Genomic DNA, 19,692 nt, shown 5'->3' with positions numbered 1-19,692 from the left:
CGGAGTGATCGCCGTAAGAGTCCGCCGCACGAAACGACCACGAGCGACCGCCGCACCGGACGGTCTCGCGTCACCACCGCGGGAGGCCACCGTATGTGACCAGCACGGGAGACGCCGCGAGCGACCATCGCTGGGGCGACATCGTGTCGTACTGTGCCGGCTGTGGAGGTCGAGTCCTTCCTGTGTGTCAGCCCGCACCCGGGTGGATGCCCGTCCGAGCACTTCGCCGGCTTCGAGGCCGAGGAGCACATTCTCGCGGTCTCGGCCGGAGTCACGCCCGTACTGTGGCTGGCTCTCTTCCGGAACGGCGACCTGGAGGCGGACGGCACGCCGATCGTGGCGCGGCGGCGGGCCTTGTCGAACCTCTACGCCGCGGTCCCGGTCCTGGACCGGCTGTTCGCCGGTTCGGTGGCTGAGCACGCCGAACTGCTGCGGGAGGCGATGCGCTGGCTCCCCGGCGCGACGGTCACCATCGAATGGTGGGCCGGCGACGTGACGCCGGCCGTCCCGCCGCGGGCCGATGTCAGCACGGTTCTGGACCTGATCGGGGGCGCTCCGGCCGACGATGACGACCTCGCGGTATGGGAGAGGATCACCGGGCTCGCGGTGGGCAGCCGGATCGTTCCGGCCGATCTGCTGCTCGGCGGCGCTCCGGCGACGGAGGAACAGCGGGCCGGGCTCCGCCGTGTCCTCGGCCGGTCGAACATGCGCCCGGTCCCCTGGGAGATTCGCTTCTGACGGCCCCCGCGAGACCCGAGATTTCTCCCGGCAGCGCAAGGCTGTCGATTTGTGACCGCGCAACCGTTTCCGTCGTCACCGCCGCCACGCTCGGTGGAGCGTGATCGGGGAGGCTGACGAGGGATGATTCCGGGGTGAGTGAATTGCTGGACATCCGCCGGATCTATCTGGAACCGGCGGCCGCCGAACTGCCGCGGGGGCGCGAGATTCTGGAGCGCTGGCCGGACGCGACGATCGTCGAGATCGAGAGTCACCAGCGGATTCCGGAGGTGCACGGGGACGAGCGCAATGTCCGGCGCTGGGTGCGGATCAAACGTGAGGCGCTTGTCGTCGGGGTGAAGAAGACGCTGACCGCGCGGCCGAACGGGCGCTCGGCTGATTTCATCGCCCCGTCGACAGCCAATGGTTGTGCGATGGCGTGCGCCTACTGTTATGTGCCGCGGCACAAGGGATACAGCAATCCGATCACGGTTTTCGCAAACATCGAGCGGATCCGGTCGTACGTCATGAAGCACGCTCAGCGGCAGGGCCGCAAACCGGAACCGAACGAGTGTGATCCGGTTGATTGGGTGTACGACATCGGGGAGAACTCGGACTGTTCGGTGGACGCGATGGTGAGTGACAACGTCCGGGAACTGGTCGAGATGTTCCGGGTGCTGCCGAACGCCAAAGCCAGTTTCGCCACCAAGTACGTCAACCGGGATCTGCTCGGATGGGAACCGAGGGGACGAACTCGGGTCCGGTTCTCGCTGATGCCGGAGAGTGACGCGAAACTGCTCGACATCCGAACCAGCCCGATCGGTGAGCGGATCGCGGCGATCGACGATTTCGTGGCCGCCGGATACGAGGTGCACGTCAATTTCAGCCCGGTGGTGGTCCGTGCCGGCTGGCTGGCGGACTGGGGTGAGCTGCTGGATCGGCTGGATGCCGGAATCAGTGCGGAGACCCGGCGGCAACTGGCGGCCGAGGTCATCATGTTGACCCACAACCGGGGATTGCACGAGGTCAACCTGGGCTGGCATCCGCGTGCCGAGGAGTTGCTCTGGCGGCCGGAACTCCAGCAGGTGAAACGCTCACAGAACGGTGATCTGAACGTGCGATACCGTACCGGGGCGAAAGGCGGATACGTGCGGGCGCTGACCGAACTGATCGCGGCGCGTACCCCGTACATCAATGTCCGTTATGCCTTTTGAAAGGGGTGTGCACCGATCAGCGTCTTCGATGAGGTGGCCGAGAGCTACGACAGTCTGGGTGTGGAGTTCTTCACGCCGATGGGCCGGGATCTGGTGGCCGCGGCGCGGATCGGGCCGGGCGAGCGGGTGTTCGACGTCGGCTGCGGGCGGGGTGCGGTGGTGTTCCCGGCGGCCGCCGCGGTCGGCCCGAAGGGGCAGGTCGTCGGCACTGACATCGCTCCGGCGATGGTGGCCCTGACCGCGGCGCGTACGGCCGCTCTGCCGCAGGTGGAATTGTCGGGCGGCGATGAAGGAGATCGGGCGGCTGGCGGTGGATCCGCCGCGGCCGCCGTCGCAGGACGCCACGTTCCAGAACGAGGATTGGTTGCGGGAGGCGGTGGCCGCTGCCGGATTCGCCGGTACGGTCGTCACCCGGTCGACCGTACGCAGCGATTTCCGCGATCGGGACCATTTCCTCGCCTGGGTCGGTTCGCACGCCGGTCACCAGGTTCTCCGGCGGGTTCCGGAGCAACGCCGGCCGGAACTGCTCGACGCTCTGGCGACGATTTTCCCGGGCCGGCCGTCGATCAGCACCCGAATCCATCTGGTGGTCGCCGGAAAACCGGGCCCCGCCACGTGAGCGGGACCCGGTTCGCGCACTAGGCGGCGAATCGTGCGGCGATCCAGTCCGCGACCAGGTCGGCCGATTCGATGACGGCCTGGTCGTGGTTGGCGCCCTCGATGGTCTCGAAGGTCAGCGACACCCCGTACGAGGTGATCTGCCCGGCGAGCATCTCGGAGAGGAAATAGGGAACGTCCACATCGTCGGTCCCGTGGACGAGGAGGATCGGTGCGCTCGGCGCGGTCTGGAGCGGATTCTCGTAATTGGCCATCTTGTTGACGACCGAGGTCGGCACGACACCACCTTCGACGAGTTCCTCGGCGGTGAAGTCCTCGAAAGCGTCGAAGATCTGGTAGAGGCAGCCGGTCTGCAGCACGCCGAGTTTCGCCTCGGCCGGGGCGGCCAGCACCGACTTGGGGTTGAACGACGGCTCGACCGCGTTCACACCGTAGAGCGCCATCACCAGATATCCCTGCGCCGGGGTGCCGGCGATGTAAGGAATGATCTCCTGAGCATTGGAGAGCGGGGCGATGGCGGCGGTGCCCTTCAAAACCAGATTGCCGTCGTACGAGGGAGCCAGCTGACTGGCGAAGAGTGCTCCGGCACCGCCTTGGGAATGGCCGTCGACGACGTACTGGGTGGACAGGGCGGAGTCGAGATATCGGGCGGCACGCACGTTGTCGATGAGCGATCGGCCGGCACTCGCCCCGATCAGATACGGGTGGGCTTGGGGCGTACCCAATCCGGGGTAGTCCGGCGCGGCGACGGTCCAGCCTCGGCTGAGCAGCTCAGCGACGGCGATTCGCGCCTCCTCCCAGAAGACCGCCTGGTTGTTGGAGGGCGCGCAGATGTCGGCGAGCCCGGTGGTGCCGTGCCCCCACGCCACGATCCTGTTCTTCTTTCCGGTCTTGGGGGTGAGCACGAGGCCCGTCGCGGTGGTCAGGCTGCCGTTGATGTTGGTGGTCACGTACTGGATCCGTTTGCCGTTGGCGAGAACGGACAGACTGGCCGGCAGGCTCGCTGTGGTCGAGCTCAGCACGAGTCCCGGCACGGTCGCGTACGCCGGTCCGGCGGTGGCGGCCAGCACCCCGCACGCGGCGATCAGCGCGGCGAGGATCAGACGGGAGATCTTTTTCAATGGCACCGGGTTCTCCTGCGAAATCCGAAGTGGATGATCGATGGATGCCACAGCCTAAAACCGATCTTCCCCGGAACGGATCGGTAACCACGGGTAGTGGTGCGTGTCTTTTCAGGCATCGGCACACGTCAACCGACCGATGTGCCACCGAGCCCCGAAAGATCCAATTAAGCGGTCGTTCAATATCGAAGTCAGACACCGCTCGGGTAGGTCTCCGGCTCGTGCACGTCCACCCGGAGAGTGTGCAGCGGCCGCAGCGCCCGCGTCTCGTCGATCCACAGAAACGCGTCGTAGCGCTCCCCGAGCACCGTCGGCACGTAGTTGACCCAGCGTTCCCGCCGCGGGTTGAAGACCACACCGATCGCCCGATGCGGCAACACCTCAGTGAGCAGATCCGGTCGCGGACCCGTTTCCGGGAAGACGAACAGCGCCTCCGCCGGGGCCGACCGGTGTAAGACTTCCTCCAGCGAACCGGGCCTCGCCTCGGGCACCCCCATCGCCTCCATCGGCGCACCCCAGGACGGGCCGGCCACCACCGATCCGCGGTAGGTGCCGAAACCGGCCAGTACGACGTTCCCGGCACCGAACCGATCCCGGGCCAATTCGCCGATGGTCACCTCGCCGAAACCGGACTGCTCGGTGGCCCGCCCGTCGCCGACATGCGTGTTGTGCGCCCACACCACCGCGCGCGACGACGGCCCGTACCGCGTCAGCAGCCGGTCCAGTGTCCGGTCCATGTGCCGCTCCCGGATGTTCCACGCCTCCGGGCCGCCGCGCACCATCGTCCGGTAGTAGTTCTCCGCACCCGCCACCACCTCGGCGTTCTGCCACACCCCGAAATCCCGGCCGCGGACCGCTGCCAGCATCGCCACGATGCCGTCCTCACACGAGCCGGCCCAGGCGTACGCGTGCGGATTCTCCCCGAAGGGCTCCAGGCAGCGGTACGCGTCGACCGCGGCCGGCAGCAGGGCCGGCTCGTGTTCGGTCAGCCAGGCCAGGATCTCCCGCATCGAATCCCACAGCGAGTAGACGTCCAGGCCGTGGAAACCGACCGCGTCGTCCGGCGCCCGCACCTCGTTCCACGCCCGCAACCAGGTGGTGAAGTCGGCGGTCTCCTCGTTCGCCCACATCCAGGTGGGCCAGCGCTCGTAGCCGGTCAGCGCCTCCCGCGGCCCATCCCGCCCACCGCGGACCGCCGCGTTCACCCGCTCGCAGTCCGGCCAGTCCCCCTCGACCGCCACGAACGCGAACCCGTGCTCGGCGATCAGCCGCTTCGTCAGCTCAGCCCGCCAGTGGTAGAACTCGTGCGTGCCGTGGGTGGCCTCGCCGATCATCACCACCCGGGCCCCGGCCGCCCGGTCCAGCAGAACCGCCAGGTCCCCCGGGTCACGCAACGGCCGGGCGATCGACGCCACCTCATCCCCGTAACGGATCATCCAGCCCGGTTACCCCGCCGAAATCACCGCATACGTCCGACCTTGTGCCGCTCCCACCCCGCTTCCACCCGCAGCCGCCCGACACGGCCGCCCCGGCACTGACCTCGCCAAGAAGACGCCATGTCCCGCTTCGTTCTCTGCCCGGGAGACGCCCGGCCCGCTTCGGCCTCAGCCTGGGAAACGCCCGGCGCTCGGCCTCAACCTGGGAAATGCCCGGCCCGCTCGGCCTCAACCTGGGAAATGCCCGGCCCGCTCGGCCTCAGCCCGGGAAACGCCCGGCCCCGCGCACCTACGCACGCCAGGCCCGGTATCCGTCCGGTCCCGCGCTGGCCTTTGCCCGAGCAGCCTCATGTGTCCTGGCCCGCGGTGCCGCTCGGGGCCGGATGCCAGGGGCGGCCGGAGTCCGTCGCCGTGGCGCCGGCCGTCACCCGTACCCCGTAGGCCGGGCGGTCCTGCCCCTCGACCGGGCCCAGGTATTCATGCCCGGTCAGGTGACACCAGGCCGGCAGGTCGATCGGCGCGGCCGGATCGGTGGCGATCAGGTGGACCACCGTGCCCGCCTCCAGAGTCGTGGTGAGTTTGCGCAACTCGATCAGGAGCAGCACACACCGGCGGTCGCCACCGTCCAGGACGACCGGGCTCATCCGAACAGCGCCAGCGTCGCCGGCAGCTGCGAATGCAACGGCTCCGGCATCTCGCCGGGCGCGAACCAGGCCAGTTCGTCGAACTTGTGCGGCTCCCCGATCCGCACGACGGCCGGATCGACCCGAACCGCGAACACCACCGCCACCCAGTGCGACGGCGGATCCTCCCGCAGCACGTTGCGCACACCCAGCTGCCGGATCTCCAACGGCGTCGCTGCATACTCCTCTCCGACCTCGCGGGTCACCGCCGCCTCGAACGTCTCGCCGAACTCCAGCGCACCGGCCCCACAGTCCCAGGCGCCCGGCTCGTCACGGGCCTGCTCCGATCGACGGGCCAGCAGGATCCGGCCGTCATCGTCGTGGCACACGAACACACAGGAGACAGAAGGCTTCATCCTCCGATCATGAGGCATGCGGGCGGGCGGCCAGCATGCACGTGTCGTCGTCCGGATTGGCCCGCCGCAACCCGGCCAGCAGGGCCGCCAGCGGCTGCTGCGGCGCCGCCCGCACCGCGTCGTCGACGGTCGCGATCACCGCGTCCAGTCCCGCGTCCAGACTGCGTCGCCGATGCTCGACCAGGCCGTCGGTGTAGAGCAACAGCAGGTCGCCCGAGTCGAACCCGGTGACCGCGTCCCCGTAGCGCGCGTTCTCGACCACTCCCAACATCGGCCCGGCCGGGCGGGCCAGCGTCCCGGTGTGCCCGCCCCGGCTCAACAGTGGCGGCGGATGCCCGGCCTGCGCCCACACCAGCTCCCGGCGGGCCGGATCGAATCGGGCGATCACCGCGGTCGCCGCCAGCTCCGGGCTGTCCATCCCCAGCTCACAGGTCAGCCTATTCAGGTGCTCCAGCAGCATCCCCGGATCGCTGGTGACCACCGAGAGCGCCCGCAGCGCATGCCGGAGCTGAGCCATCGTGGTCGCCGCGTGCGTCCCGTGCCCGGCCACGTCACCGACCGCCAGCAACGTCGAACCGTCGCTGAGAGCCGCCGCGTGATACCAGTCGCCACCGACCATCGCCTCCTGGGTGGCCGGCAGATAGCGCAGCGCCACCCGCAGCCCCGGCAGGTCCAGCGGCTCCGCCGGAATCGGCAGGATGATCCGTTGCAACCGCCCGGCCAGCTCGTGCTCGGCGGCCAGGGTCCGCTCGACCTCGGCCAGCCGTTCCGCGCTGGCCTGCTGCTCGGTGACGTCCTGGACGATCCCGTACACCCGCAACGGCCGCCCCTCGGCATCCCGCACGGCGTCGGCGATCGTCCGCAGATGTTTGACCCGGCCGCCGATCCGAACCCGGGTGACCACGTCCACCCGCTCCGAACGCTGGAACGCCTGCATCGCCGCCACCCGCAACGGCTGATCGTCGGCGATCGACAGCAGGTCCGTCTCGTCCGGGCCCAATGGCCCGAGCCGCGGATCCCGCTCGTAGATCCGGTACAGCTGCGGCGACCAGTGGATCTCGCCCCGGACCAGATCCCACTCGCCCCAGCCCAGGTTGCCGAGCTGTTCGATCCCGTCCATCCGGTCACTGTCGCGATCGTCGGCCACCCGCTCCCAGCTGATCAACAGCCCCGGGCCGAGCCGCCGCGCGCGGATCACGAAGTCGCTCTCCCCCACCCGCACCGGGCCGAGGTCCGCCGGCTCGCCGGTGTCCAGCACCCGCTGGTAGGTGGCCCATCGCTGCTCAGCGATCACCTCGGGGTAGTAGCGGCTCACCGGCAACCCGATCAGCTGGGTGCCGCGTCTCCCGTCCGGGGTGATCGCCTCCGGGCTCGCCGCCGCCCACACCAGGTCGGTCAGCCGCCCCGCCGGATCCCGCTCCTCGGTCAGATAGCCGGCCATCCCCGGCAGCGAGTCGAGCACTCCCTGCACGGTGTCCAGCCACGGTGTCAACGGCCGGGGCCGCTCCGCCAGGGCCGCCGCCACCAACTGCGGAACCGTCTCCGGCGGCATCCGGTCGGCGATCGCCTCCGCGCTGTCCAGGAGCCGGATCACCCGCCCGGCCAGCTCGGCCGGATCGCACCGCTGCTCGTCCGCCATCCGCAGCAGGTAGCGATGCGCCTCGGCCATCCGGCACCGGGCCCGTCCGGCGAGCAGACCGACCGCACGTTCCAGCGCGACCCGCCCACTGCCCACCGAGCCGCACCCCGGCTCGGCGCGCAGGCCGCTCACCGCTTGCGCATACGCCCGACCTGCCACCAGCGACCTCCCCGCGAGCTCTGGACTCCTGCTTACGCCAGCGCACGGCACCATCGCATCCCCCGATCATCCGGCCGGGTGCATGCGGAGGACGGCACCTCGCTCAGGTCACCCGGTCGGGCGTCCGACGTTCGGCCCCCACCCCTCCACCGCGAGTCTCCACACACGACCCGGGCGGTCCACCGGGCCGTTGCGCGCCTCTCGATCAGCGTCATGCCGACCCCGCTCCTTTCCGGTACGACCATCCGGAAGCCCCGCGCCGTCCCGTCCGGCGCTGGACCTGGCTCCATGTGTCCGCCTCGGGATCCGGACGTCTCCGGCGCCGTCGGCCCGATCAGCATCCGCCCGCTCGGCCGTTCGGGCGCAGTCGTGCCAGCACGCTCCAAATGGTTCGGGTAACCGCACCGCCCGGGATCGGGGTGGCCGTACCACCCTGGTTCGGATGGCCGCACCATCGGCGTTCGGGTTGCCGCGCCGCGCGGGGTTCGGCTGACCGCACCGCGCGGGGTTCGGGTGGCCGTACCGCGTGGGGTTCGGGTGGCCGTACCGCGTGGGGTTCGGCTGACCGCACCGCGCGGGGTTCGGGTGGCCGCACCATCGGCGGCGTGCTGGCACGACTGCGTCCGATGTCGGCAGCGGCCAAGCTTGGCGCATGACTTCCGGGACGGCTCGGGCACCGATCAGCGAACGGGCCGGGACACGCCCGGACGTACGGATTGTGACGGCAGTCTCGTGGCCCGAGGCCTTCGAGACGCCGGCACCGACCGGGACAGGGTCACCGCGCGGTGGGAGACGCCCGCCGCACGGCCGAGAAGGACACCGACACCGAGGGGGAAACGTGGGAGCACATACGGGATTCAGGCGTGCGAACGACAGGTACCGCGGCCGGGCACCAGGACGCGACTCGAGGTGGTTCCCGGACCGGATCCCGGGACGGAAACAAGGTCCGAAACCACTCCTTCACGAGGAGGATTCGCAAAGGTGGGAGGGGTGGCCGAGTGACTCGCCGGTAGGTATGCACCCAAGCGCGGCGGAGATCCGTGCGGCGGTACGCTTCCTGCCATGCCGAGCCGGACCCCGCCGATTTCCGGATCATGCTGAGATGAGGCGCGGCGAGATCTGGACGATCGGCGATCGCTCGGACCTGCGTTATCGCGTTCTCGTGCTTTCCGGGGACAGTTACAACGAGCGGAAGAACGCGGCGCCGTTCTGTGCGCCGATCGTGCGCCAGCGGGGCGCCACCGAGCTGCCACCCTATGCGGTGGCGCTGACCGAGCAGGATCCGATCACCGGCGTGGTCGTGATCAACCGGATGCGCCGGCTTCCCGCGTCGACCGGGGCCGAGCGGATCGGGATGGTGACGGGCGCGAGCATGGCCCGGCTCGCCGAGGCGATGCGCGAGCTCTTCGAGATCTGATCGCGCATCGTGCCGACTCGGTCGGCCTCCGGAGGCACCGGCTGCCCGAACGCTGACCAGTGCCATGACCCGGACCCGGTAGCAAGAGCCGTATCGTCGCCCAGGTTCCCGGCGGCGGGATGCCCGGGCTGTCCGTCACCTTGCGGCGGGAATCGCTTCGCCGGGCACCCCGACGCCATCACCCGCACCGGCGACCCCGCCCGCGTCGACCGCCTTGCGGCGGGAGTCGCTTCACCCGGCACCGGCACCCGGCGGCCTGCGACAGGAACCGCAGCGCTCCACACCTTGCGACACGAGCGGGTCGCTACCCGGGCCCCTATGGCCGACACCGGAGCCCCTGTCGTCAGGGTCGGGAGACGCCTCGCTACGCCGGTGGAGGCCGTCGCCGAGCCGGTGAAGCGAGTCACACCGGTCACACAGATGCGATCGGTGGCCGTCACCACTACTTGAGAATGCGCGGCGGGACACACTTGAGCGTGTTCACCACGTGGACGTGATCGAACCGAGCAGCTCCCGATCCCGTAAGAATGACCGCGGGGCCCGTAACGGGCGGGTAACGAGGAAGGACGTAGCACGATGTCGCAGAAGGCGCAGATCGGTGTCACCGGCCTGGCGGTGATGGGCCGGAACCTGGCCCGGAACTTCGCCCGCCACGGTCACGCGGTGGCTTTGCACAACCGGTCCTACGGCCGTACCAAGGAACTCGTCGAGGAGTTCGGTCACGAGGGCACGTTCCTGCCGGCCGAGACCGCCGAGCAGTTCGTGGCGAGCCTGGAGCGCCCACGCCGGGTGGTCATCATGGTGAAGGCCGGCCCGGCCACCGACGCGGTGATCGACGAGTTCGCCCCGCTGCTGGAAGAGGGCGACATGCTGATCGACGCGGGTAACGCGCACTACGCGGACACCCGGCGGCGTGAGGCGGCCCTGAAGGCGAAGGGCCTGCACTTCGTCGGCGCCGGCGTCTCCGGTGGTGAGGAGGGCGCGCTGCACGGCCCCAGCATCATGCCGGGTGGGCCGAAGGAGTCGTACGACGCTCTCGGCCCACTGCTGGAGGACATCGCGGCGAAGGTGGACGGCGAGCCGTGCTGTGTTCACGTCGGCCCGGACGGTGCCGGCCACTTCGTGAAGATGGTGCACAACGGCATCGAGTACGCGGACATGCAGCTCATCGCCGAGGCGTACGACCTGCTGCGCCGGGTCGGCGGAAACTCGCCGGCCGAGATCGCCGACATCTTCAGGGGCTGGAACGAGGGCCGGCTGGGCTCGTACCTGATCGAGATCACCGCCGAGGTGCTCCAGCAGGTCGACGCCGCCACCGGTAAGGCGTTCGTCGACGTGGTCGCCGACGCGGCCGAGCAGAAGGGCACCGGCCGGTGGACCGTGCAGGCGGCCCTGGACCTGGGCGTTCCGGTGTCCGGGATCGCCGAGTCGGTCTTCGCGCGGGCGCTCTCCGGCGGTAAGGACGAGCGGGCCGCGGCGGCCGAGGCGGGCCTTCCGGGGCCGTCGGCCACGGCCGGGCAGCACACCGGCGATCTCGTCGCCGATGTCGAGCAGGCGCTGTTCGCCTCGAAGATCGTGGCCTACGCGCAGGGCTTCCAGCAGATTCAGGCGGCCAGCAAGGAGTACGGCTGGGACATCGACCCCGGCGCGATGGCGAAGATCTGGCGGGCCGGCTGCATCATCCGGGCCAAGTTCCTGGACTTCATCAAGCAGGCGTACGACAAGAAGCCGGACCTGGCGACGCTGCTGGTGGACCAGTACTTCCTGGACGCGGTCAGCGGTGCCCAGGACGCGTGGCGCCGGGTCGTGGTGACCGCCGCGCAGCAGGGCATCCCGGCGCCGGGCTTCGCGTCGGCGCTGGCCTACTACGACGGTCTGCGTGCCGAGCGGCTGCCGGCCGCCCTGATCCAGGGGCAGCGTGACTTCTTCGGTGCGCACACCTACCACCGGGTGGACAAGCCGGGCTCGTTCCACACGCTGTGGGCCGCGGAGGGCCGTCCCGAGGTCGACGCCTGACCGAACGCCCGGCCCCGGCGTTCTCCGACTCGGGTCGGGGAGCCCCGGGGCCGGGCGGGAACAGGAGGCCGGGCCGGGCGAGAGCAGGAGCCGGTCAGGCGGGAGCAGGGGCCGGGTCGGACTCCTCCGTGGGGCCCGCCACCCGGTGCGAGAGGGCCCGGTAGGGGCGGCTCGCCAAAGCGATCGTGGTCGCCACGATGCCGAGCACGCCGGTCAGGATGAAGACCACGGCCATGCCCCGGTCGGCTCCCGTGCCGAACCAGGAACCGATCGCCCGGGCGCCGGCGCCGCCGTCACTCATCAGGGGGATGAAGACGAACTGGGTGATCGGCGAGATCAGGAAGGCCGTCAGCGGTGACGCGGCCTGCTCCACACTCTGCGCCAGGCCGAAGACCCGGCCCTGACGCTCGTACGGGACCACCCGCTGCAGGATCGTCTGTTCGGCGGCCTCGGCGTACGGGACCAGCAGCATGTAGAGGTACATGCCGACGGCCATCGGGATGATCGACGCCCACAACGGGAAGATCATGATGATCGCCCACAGGGCCAGGTTGATCAGCAGGAGAAGGCGGAGCGGGCGCTTGCCCAGGCCGGTCCGGGACACCGCGATGCCGCCGATGATCATGCCGGTGCTGATCACGCCCCAGAGCAGGCCCCAGGCCTGGACCGAGATCAACGACAGGCCGTACGCGTCGGCCAGGGCCATGAAGACGCCGCCGAGGAAGTTGTTGAACGTGCTGAACAGGATCAGCGCGAACAGGCCGGGCACCCCGGCGATGATCCGCAGCGTGCCCCGGATGTCGACGCCGGCAGTGGCGCCGGTCTCGTGCGGGGCCACCGTCTCCGGAATCCGGATGAACGCCAGGTGCAGCAGGGACAGCCCGAGCACCGCCAGGGCCAGCAGCAGCACCGACAGCATGCCGTCGAAGGCCACCAGCACCCCGCTGATCACCGATGTGACCAGGAAGGTGGTGCCGGAGACGGTGCCGACCAGGCCGTTGGCGCGGTCCCGGCGGTCCTCGTCGATGAGCAGCGTGACCAGGGTGGGCAGGGCGATGGTGCGGATGTTGCCGGCGATCACCCCGAACATCAGCAGCAGGACGAACGCCCAGAGCCGCGCGTCGGCCGGATCCTGGAAGGCGTGCTCCGGCACGGCCAGGTAGACGGCCAGGGCACCGCTGTAGAACAGCAGCGACGCGACGGCCGAACCCTGCAGGGCGGTCTTCTTGCGATGCCCGTCGACCAGGCTGCCGAACCAGATGCCGGTGAGCGCGGTCAGCACCAGGAAGATGCCGGAGATGATGCCGGTGGCGAACACCGACCGGGTCTGCAGGTACGTCCAGAAGGTGACGGCGAACCACACCGTGAAGTTGATGACCGACACCAGGCCCGTATTGAGCAGCAGCTGGTAGAAGGTGCGGACATGGCCGGTGATGACGGTCATAGACCGTACCGTAGTCCTTCAACCACGGTGGAGGTCACGCGGCGCGGACCGGGTCGACGGCCATCAGGGCGCCGCATTCGTTCGCCGGGAGTGGACGGGCCATCAGGAAACCCTGCCCGTACCGGTAGCCCATGGCCCGGAGCCGGTCCCGCTGTCCCTCGTTCTCGATGCCTTCGGCGACCGTCTTGAGCTGCAGGTGCTCGGCGAGCTGGGCGACCGCGGCGGCGACCGCCAGGCGGCCCCGGTCGGCGCCGTCGGCGATGCCGTCGACGAACGACTTGTCCAGTTTGAGGACGTCGACGGGGAAGGCCCGGAGCAGGCTGAGCGATGACTGGCCGGTGCCGAAGTCGTCCAGGGCCAGCCGTACGCCCATCCGGTGCAACGATTCCAGGGTCTCGGTCACCTGCCAGCCGTCGACCACCGACGACTCGGTGACCTCCAGGATCAGGTTGCGCGGGGTGAGCCCGGTGTCGCTGAGTACAGCCGCCACCTCGTCGACGAATCCGGCCTCGCGCAGTTGCCGGACGGCCACGTTGACGTTGACCGCCTCGACCGCGCCGTCGCCGTGTTCGGCCCGCCATTCGGCCAGCTGGCGGCATGACTCGCGGAGCACCCAGGCGCCGAGCGGCACGATCAGCCCGGAGCGTTCGGCGACCGGGATGAACTCGGCCGGCGACACGAAACCGCGTTCCGGATGCTGCCAGCGGACCAGCGCCTCACACCCGTGCAGGCGGCCGGTGACCAGGTCGAAGACCGGCTGGTAGAGGAGTCGCAGCTCGCCGCGGCGGATGCCGTCGCGCAACTCACCGGCGAGCCGTGCGTGGCTGACCATGTCCTGGCGCATGCGCGGTTCGAAACGGGCCCAGGAGGCTTTGCCGCTCTCCTTGGCCGCGTACATCGCGATGTCGGCGTTGCGCAGCACCTCGTCGGCGGTCTCGCCGGGTTCGGCGAGGGCGATGCCGGCGCTGGCGTGCAGCAGGAGCTGCTGGTCACCGATGCGGAAGGGTTCGGCGAAGGCGAGCAGCAGCCGGGCGGCGGCGCCCTCCACCGAGGCTGACAAGTCAGATAAAGGAGAAATATCCGAAAGAGCGGATGGAGGCGCGGAGGGCCACGCAGGCGCGGGGAGGGACGCAGAGAAGGCCGGAGACACAGACGCGGAGGAAGACACAGGGGAGCCGGGAGACGCAGAAGCGAAGGGAGAGGCAGAGGATGAGGACGCAGAGGATGAGGACGCGGAGGAGGACAAGGACGGGGACAGGAGTACGGCGAACTCGTCGCCGCCGAGGCGGGCCGGCATCTCGCCCGGGGCGCACTGGTTGCGCAGGCGCTGGGAGACCGCGTACAGCAGCTGGTCCCCGGCCGCCGGGCCGATCGTGTCGTTGATCATTTTGAAGTCGTCGATGTCGATCAGCAGGGCGGCGGCCGGGGAGCCGGCCTCGATGCGTTCGGTCAGGGCGACGGTGAAGCGGGCCCGGTTCGGCAGGCCGGTCAGGTTGTCGCTGAGGGCGAGCCGCTCCAGCTCGGCCTGCTGGTGACGGATGCCGCGCAGGGCCAGGGTGTTCTCCCGCAGGCTGAGCAGCTGCCGGGCGACGACACAACCGGTGATCAGCACGGCGCCGATGATGACCACCCGCTGCCGGTGGTTCATGTCCTGGGCGCTGACGCTGATCACCAGCGCGGCGGTGGCGGTGACGGCCAGGAACGGCAGCAGGTTGAACAGCGAGCGGGCCGGGGCGGTGACCGGTTCGGCGGCCGGCCGGTCCAGGGCACGCCACTGCAGCCAGGCGCCGATCCCGAGGGCGGCGCCGGTCAGCGGCAGGGCCAGCACGGACAGCGCCAGGCGGGACAACTCCCCACCGGCGATCAGCAGGAAGGTCCCGGTCACACAGGTGATCGGCCCGACCATGAGCACCCGCAGGGCGACCGGGTGGACCTCGGTCTCCGGCCGGGCGGCGGCCTTGCCGATGGTCACCAGCAGCAGCACCCCGCCGACGCCGACCACCGCGGCCACGATCCGGGCGACCAGTGAGGTGTCGTCGGGGGCGAGGTCGAGGACCACGTACCAGAAGATCAGTCCGCTGGAGACGGCGACGGTGAGCCCGTCCAGGATCGCCTGCACCCAGCCGGACGCGGTGCGCCGTGGGCCGGGCAGGCCGAGGAACCCGGACATCAGCAACAGGACACCGGCCAGCATCGGCACGGCGACCCAGATCGACATGCCGGCGTTGTTGTTGGCCCGGGCCAGGGCGATGACCGCGGTGACGAACAGAACGAAACCGGCGATCTCCATGATGCGCCAGAACCGGCGGATCGGGCCGGTCAGCCCGGCGACCCGGGCGACCCGCCGGCAGGCGATCACCCCGGCGGCCAGGGCGACCGGGCCGCCGGCGTAGCCGAGGATCACGTCGTCGGTGTGCCGGAGCAGCAGCCACCCCAGCACGCCGAGGTTGGCCACGGAGGCGGCCACTACGGAGAGCACGGGTGCGATCATGGTTGTCGAACGGCTCCTGCCCGGTTGTCGTGTCTGCTCGCAGACTGACTGTCGGCGTGGGAGCCGTCGACCTGAGACGAACAGCGGTCAGCCGGGGTGCGCCGCCCGCCGACCTGAGACGAACAGCGGTCAGCCGGGTGCGTGGAACGAGTTGACGACGCCGTACGGCTCCCGGTTGCAGCCGTCGATCTGCTACCAGCCGTAGTTGGACCCCCTGGGAGGTCTGCTCGGCCGGCGCTGCCAGGGAGGGGCCCGGCCGCCAGCCGACGCGGAGAAGGATCGGCCGCCGTGATTTCGATCAAGGCACAGCGAGACGCCCGTGTCTGTCCGACCCGTGCCCGTTGCCCAGGACCGCCTGCCGGACCCGGTCGCGGCGCAGGCTGAACGCCAGATCCGCCACGGCGATCAGAATCAGAAGAGCGACGATCTCCTTGGCCGTACGGTCGGCGACGCTCGTGACGAAGACCGGCTCGGACACCACCCAGGTCAGGACCGCGCACATGAGCAAACCCAACGCTGGTTCGGTGTGCCGGTTCCAGGGCAGGCGGCGCCCTTGCCAGATGGTCATCGCCTGGATCAGAAGACTGAGAATCAGCAGACTGAGTACGATCGGGCCGCGCACCGTCAGGAAGCCGTCGTCGTAGGCGAGGGCGGTGTAGGCCTCGGGTGCCGCCCGCCCACCGGTGACCAGCTCCAGCATCGTCGCCGGGTCGGCGAGGGCGGCGGTGCCGGCGACGTAGAACACCAGCGCGGCAGTTCGCCCCGGACGGCTGATCCGGTCGGTCGGCACCGGCCGGGGCCGCCACGCCGGGACCGGCCGGCGGCGCCGCCACCAGGCCGCGACGGCGAACCAGGTGACCAGCACACCCAGCCATCCGAAAAGCCACGGCGTCGCCCGGTCGAGGGCGGCCGGCAGGTCCCGCCGCTGCTCGATGAGTTCACCGAGCACGGCCCCGGCGTAGATGAGGACGGCTCCACCGCCGGCCAGGGTGAACAGCCGGCGGGTGTCGGCCGGGTCGATCAGGACGATCGCCGCCCGGTGGCGGGCGGCCACCTCGGCCGGACGCCCGAACCCGGCGAGCACCGCGCTGACCGCCTCGGCCCGATCGGCCCGGGTCTCGGCGGCGTCGGCCACTTCCTGGCCGATCAGGTCACGCAGTTCCCAGGCCACGTCGGCGCGCTGCCGCTGAGGCAGGAGCAGCACGACCTCGGCCACGTATCCGTTGATCATCTCGTCAGGTGTCATCACGCCGCCCCTCGTCGAGGATGTCGTCCATCGCCTTGGTGATGCCGTGCCAGGTGCCGGTGAGCCGGTCGAGCAGGTCGGCGCCGGCGTCGCTGAGCACGTAGTAGCGCCGGGACGGCCCCTGGGTGGCCTGCCATTGGCTGGTCAGCACCCCCTGGCTCTCCAGCCGCCGCAGCAGCGGGTAGAGCGTGCCCTCCTCAATCGGCATCCCGACGGCGATCAGCGATTGGCGCAGCTCGTAGCCGTACCGCAGGGTCCGCAGACCGGACAGCACGGCGAGCACCACGACCCCACGGCGCAGCTCGAGTTCGAGCTTGTCGTGCACGTCACCTACCATGTGCCACACCGTACTGTACGGCACACAGTAGCGCGAGGGTTGCCTTCCGGTCGGGAGGTTGGGCCCGGCGGGTCACGATGCACTACCGCGACCAGATCGACTCCGGGCAAATGCAGCCGGGAGATCTTCTGCCGTCGGTTCGTGAGCTCGCCACCGCCTTGGATATCTCCCATGCGACGGCGGCCAAGGTGGTCGCGAAACTCAAAGCCGAGGGTTACGTGACCACGAGCACCGGCGGGGCCGTGGTCGCCACACGGGCGCGGCGGACAAGTGACTATCTGCGCGCCATCCGGCCCACGGGGAAGATCTGTGCCGGCGGATCATATGCCCGCATCACCGCCGCCGAGTTGGTCCAGGCCGGCGAGCCGATCGCCGCCGCGCTCGGTGTCAAACCCGGCGAGCAGGTCATCCGGCGCAGCCGCAGCACCTTCAACAGCCAGGACGTTCCGCGGTCGGCCTCGTCAGCTACTTCCCCGGCGTGTTCGCCGAGACCGCGCCGCAGCTGCTGGTGGCGGACCGGATCCCGAAGGGGACCCCCGGCTACATCGCCGAGCAGACCGGGCGCGCGCTCGGGCGCACCAAGGAGCAACTGGCGGCCGGGGGCTGCCAGCGAGCATCAGGCGGCCGACCTGACGGTGGCACCCGGGTCGCCGGTGCTGCTGGGGCGTCACTGGATCCACGACGACGCCGGTGAGGTCATCGAGTACGGCGAGTCGTGCTCGGTGGCGGGCCGATGGCTGACGTTCGAAGGTCCGGCCTGAGCGGGATCCTCCCCGTTGCCGGCGACCGCGGCCGGGTCTTCGGCCCGCCCGGCCCGTTCCCGGACCTGACATCGCAACAGATCGTGAATGGACTGGTCAGTACCGTCATCACGCCACAACCCGAAGCAGTGGTAAGCGGCGCAACCGGGCGGTAGATCGTGGGGCAGCGACGCCCACTGACAGCCGGTCCGGTTCTGGTGGAACAACGCGTTGACGATCTCGCGCATCTCGTAGCCGCCCTCGTGGCCCGACGGCGACGGCCGCCGGGACTTCCACGCTTGCGGGAAAGGCTCGATCAGCGCCCACTGGGCGTCGGTGAGGTCAGTTGAGACGAACAGCGGTCAGCCGGCGAGCGCCGCCCGCCGGCCTCAGACGAACCACGGTCAGCCGGCGAGCGCCGCGGAGACCACCGCGCGAGCCTCCTCCTGGATGCGGGCCAGGTGCTCCGGCCCCTGGAACGACTCGGCGTAGATCTTGTAGACGTCCTCGGTGCCGGACGGCCGGGCCGCGAACCAGCCGCTGCCGGTCACCACCTTGAGGCCGCCGATCGCCGCGCCGTTGCCGGGTGCGCTGGTCAGCACGTCGGTGATGGCCTCGCCGGCCAGGCTGGAGGCGGTCACCTGGGATGGCGACAGCTTCCCGAGGACGGCTTTCTCCTCGCGGGTGGCGGGGGCGTCGATGCGGGCGTACGCCGGCTCGCCGAACCGGGCGGTCAGCTCCCGGTAGTGCTCGCTCGGGGTCTTGCCGGTGGTGGCGATGATCTCCGAGGCGAGCAGGTCGAGGATGATGCCGTCCTTGTCGGTGCTCCACGGCCGGCCGTCGCGGCGCAGGAAGGACGCCCCGGCGCTCTCCTCACCGCCGAAGCCGATCGAGCCGTCGATCAGGCCGGGCACGAACCATTTGAAGCCGACCGGCACCTCGTCGAGGCGGCGGCCCAGGTCGGCGGCCACCCGGTCGATCATAGAGGACGACACGAGGGTCTTGCCGATGCCGGCCGCGGACGGCCAGCCGTCGCGGGACTTGTAGAGGTAGGCGATGGCGACGGCCAGGTAGTGGTTGGGGTTCATCAGGCCGCCGTCGGGGGTGACGATGCCGTGCCGGTCGGCGTCGGCGTCGTTGCCGGTGGCGATCTGGAAGCGGTCCTTCTGGGAGATCAGGGACGCCATCGCGTACGGCGACGAACAGTCCATCCGGATCTTGCCGTCCCAGTCCAGGGTCATGAATCCGAAGGTGGGGTCGACGTTCGGGTTGACCACGGTCAGGTCGAGACGGTGCCGGTCGGCGATCTCACCCCAGTAGGCGACGCTGGCGCCACCGAGCGGGTCGGCCCCGATCCGCACGCCCGCGTTCCGGATCGCGTCGATGTCGAGCACGTTGGGCAGGTCGTCGACATAAATGCCGAGATAGTCGTACGTGGAAGGGTTCGCCGGACGGGCCGACCGGCGCACCTCCTTGAGCCCACCGGCGATCAGGGCGTTGGCCCGGTCCTGAATCCACTTGGTCGCATCGGTGTCGGCCGGCCCGCCGTTCGGCGGGTTGTACTTGAACCCCCCGTCGTCCGGCGGATTGTGCGACGGCGTGACGACAACCCCATCCGATTTGTCAGAATGAGACGCGTTGTACCGCAGAATCGCATGTGACAGAGCCGGCGTAGGGGTATACCCGTCCCGGGAGTCGACCAGCGCGACCACGTCGTTGGCCGCGAACACCTCCAGCGCCGTGACCAGCGCCGGCTCACTCAGAGCGTGGGTGTCCCGCCCCAGGAACAGCGGCCCGGTGGTGCCCTGCGCCCGCCGGTACTCGACGATCGCCTGACTGGTCGCGGCGATGTGGTCCTCGTTGAAGGCGGTGCGCAGGCTGGAGCCACGATGCCCGGAGGTGCCGAACGCGACCCGCTGCCCCGTCTCACCCGGATCCGGATGCTCGGTGTAGTAACGCGAGATGACCTTGGGAACGTCGATCAGATCGGCCGGTTCGGCCGGTAGCCCGGCACGGGCGTGGACGGTCATGGAGATCTCCTCCGGGAAGAGGTCGGGA

General features: G+C 69.9%; 16 protein-coding genes and 3 pseudogenes. 8 read left to right on the top strand and 11 right to left on the bottom strand.

The features are described 5' to 3' along the window. The first annotated feature begins 162 nt into the window (after positions 1-162). From ACQ0O7_RS11590 to ACQ0O7_RS11575, 4 genes and pseudogenes are all read left to right on the top strand, one after another. Positions 163-738 carry a hypothetical protein gene (locus ACQ0O7_RS11590; protein WP_430781977.1) on the top strand — a complete coding sequence of 192 codons (576 nt, stop codon included), beginning with the start codon at positions 163-165 and terminating at the stop codon, positions 736-738. A 134-nt stretch (positions 739-872) separates the two neighbouring features. Next, positions 873-1,931, top strand: a complete 1,059-nt coding sequence (locus ACQ0O7_RS11585) for a spore photoproduct lyase family protein (protein ID WP_430781976.1) — start codon at positions 873-875, stop codon at positions 1,929-1,931. A gap of 33 nt (positions 1,932-1,964) precedes the next feature. Next, positions 1,965-2,183 (top strand): annotated as a pseudogene (locus tag ACQ0O7_RS11580) (methyltransferase domain-containing protein); the annotation flags it as partial. A gap of 34 nt (positions 2,184-2,217) precedes the next feature. Next, a complete protein-coding gene (locus ACQ0O7_RS11575; protein ID WP_430782141.1) occupies positions 2,218-2,550 on the top strand; it encodes a hypothetical protein in 333 nt (110 codons plus the stop codon). A gap of 19 nt (positions 2,551-2,569) precedes the next feature. Here the strand turns inward: ACQ0O7_RS11575 and ACQ0O7_RS11570 are convergent, their stop codons facing one another. The 5 genes from ACQ0O7_RS11570 to ACQ0O7_RS11550 form a co-directional block, all read right to left on the bottom strand. After that, positions 2,570-3,676 (bottom strand): alpha/beta fold hydrolase, encoded by a 1,107-nt coding sequence (locus ACQ0O7_RS11570; RefSeq protein WP_430781975.1) that lies wholly within the window; start codon positions 3,674-3,676, stop codon positions 2,570-2,572. A 185-nt stretch (positions 3,677-3,861) separates the two neighbouring features. Beyond that, positions 3,862-5,106 carry an erythromycin esterase family protein gene (locus ACQ0O7_RS11565; protein ID WP_430781974.1) on the bottom strand — a complete coding sequence of 415 codons (1,245 nt, stop codon included), beginning with the start codon at positions 5,104-5,106 and terminating at the stop codon, positions 3,862-3,864. Positions 5,107-5,453: 347 nt separating this feature from the next. Then, positions 5,454-5,750: a sulfurtransferase TusA family protein gene (locus tag ACQ0O7_RS11560; protein ID WP_430781973.1), complete on the bottom strand. Its 297-nt coding sequence runs from the start codon at positions 5,748-5,750 to the stop codon at positions 5,454-5,456. Continuing rightward, positions 5,747-6,145, bottom strand: a complete 399-nt coding sequence (locus ACQ0O7_RS11555) for an NUDIX domain-containing protein (RefSeq protein ID WP_430781972.1) — start codon at positions 6,143-6,145, stop codon at positions 5,747-5,749. The genes ACQ0O7_RS11560 and ACQ0O7_RS11555 overlap by 4 nt, the downstream gene beginning before the upstream one ends. Positions 6,146-6,152: 7 nt before the next feature. Further along, on the bottom strand, positions 6,153-7,943 hold the full coding sequence (locus ACQ0O7_RS11550; protein ID WP_430781971.1) for a SpoIIE family protein phosphatase: 1,791 nt from the start codon (positions 7,941-7,943) through the stop codon (positions 6,153-6,155). Positions 7,944-9,045: 1,102 nt separating this feature from the next. Between ACQ0O7_RS11550 and ACQ0O7_RS11545 the strand changes: the two genes are divergently transcribed. Together ACQ0O7_RS11545 and gndA are read left to right on the top strand one after the other, a co-directional pair. Continuing rightward, complete coding sequence (locus ACQ0O7_RS11545; RefSeq protein ID WP_430781970.1) at positions 9,046-9,360, top strand: type II toxin-antitoxin system PemK/MazF family toxin; 315 nt, start codon at positions 9,046-9,048, stop codon at positions 9,358-9,360. A 576-nt stretch (positions 9,361-9,936) separates the two neighbouring features. After that, a complete protein-coding gene (gndA, locus tag ACQ0O7_RS11540; protein WP_430781969.1) occupies positions 9,937-11,376 on the top strand; it encodes an NADP-dependent phosphogluconate dehydrogenase in 1,440 nt (479 codons plus the stop codon). Between the two features lie 94 nt (positions 11,377-11,470). Here the strand turns inward: gndA and ACQ0O7_RS11535 are convergent, their stop codons facing one another. The 4 genes from ACQ0O7_RS11535 to ACQ0O7_RS11520 form a co-directional block, all read right to left on the bottom strand. Continuing rightward, positions 11,471-12,820 (bottom strand): MFS transporter, encoded by a 1,350-nt coding sequence (locus ACQ0O7_RS11535; protein WP_430781968.1) that lies wholly within the window; start codon positions 12,818-12,820, stop codon positions 11,471-11,473. Between the two features lie 34 nt (positions 12,821-12,854). Beyond that, the gene (locus tag ACQ0O7_RS11530) at positions 12,855-15,311 is read right to left on the bottom strand and encodes a putative bifunctional diguanylate cyclase/phosphodiesterase (protein WP_430781967.1); all 2,457 of its coding nucleotides are present in this window, start codon (positions 15,309-15,311) and stop codon (positions 12,855-12,857) included. Between the two features lie 298 nt (positions 15,312-15,609). Next, positions 15,610-16,557 (bottom strand): hypothetical protein, encoded by a 948-nt coding sequence (locus tag ACQ0O7_RS11525; protein ID WP_430781966.1) that lies wholly within the window; start codon positions 16,555-16,557, stop codon positions 15,610-15,612. Beyond that, a complete protein-coding gene (locus tag ACQ0O7_RS11520; protein ID WP_430781965.1) occupies positions 16,547-16,894 on the bottom strand; it encodes a PadR family transcriptional regulator in 348 nt (115 codons plus the stop codon). Before ACQ0O7_RS11520 ends, ACQ0O7_RS11525 begins: the two co-directional genes overlap by 11 nt. Before the next feature lie 77 nt (positions 16,895-16,971). Here ACQ0O7_RS11520 and ACQ0O7_RS11515 point away from each other — a divergent pair. Both ACQ0O7_RS11515 and ACQ0O7_RS11510 read left to right on the top strand, forming a co-directional pair. After that, positions 16,972-17,127 (top strand): annotated as a pseudogene (locus ACQ0O7_RS11515) (GntR family transcriptional regulator); the annotation flags it as partial. Positions 17,128-17,372: 245 nt separating this feature from the next. Beyond that, entirely contained in the window at positions 17,373-17,588 is a 216-nt protein-coding gene (locus ACQ0O7_RS11510) for a hypothetical protein (RefSeq protein WP_430782140.1), read from the top strand. An 87-nt stretch (positions 17,589-17,675) separates the two neighbouring features. On the opposite strand, the pseudogene ACQ0O7_RS11505 reads toward ACQ0O7_RS11510, so the two are convergent. Together ACQ0O7_RS11505 and pgm are read right to left on the bottom strand one after the other, a co-directional pair. Next, positions 17,676-17,993: pseudogene (locus ACQ0O7_RS11505) on the bottom strand (transposase); the annotation flags it as partial. A gap of 45 nt (positions 17,994-18,038) precedes the next feature. Then, complete coding sequence (gene pgm / locus ACQ0O7_RS11500; RefSeq protein WP_430781963.1) at positions 18,039-19,664, bottom strand: phosphoglucomutase (alpha-D-glucose-1,6-bisphosphate-dependent); 1,626 nt, start codon at positions 19,662-19,664, stop codon at positions 18,039-18,041. Positions 19,665-19,692: the final 28 nt, after the last annotated feature.

This window comes from Actinoplanes sp. G11-F43 (assembly GCF_050589265.1).
Taxonomy (GTDB): domain Bacteria; phylum Actinomycetota; class Actinomycetes; order Mycobacteriales; family Micromonosporaceae; genus Actinoplanes.
The sequence above is the reverse complement of the archived record's forward strand: the minus strand, read 5'-3'. Positions and strand labels throughout refer to the sequence as shown.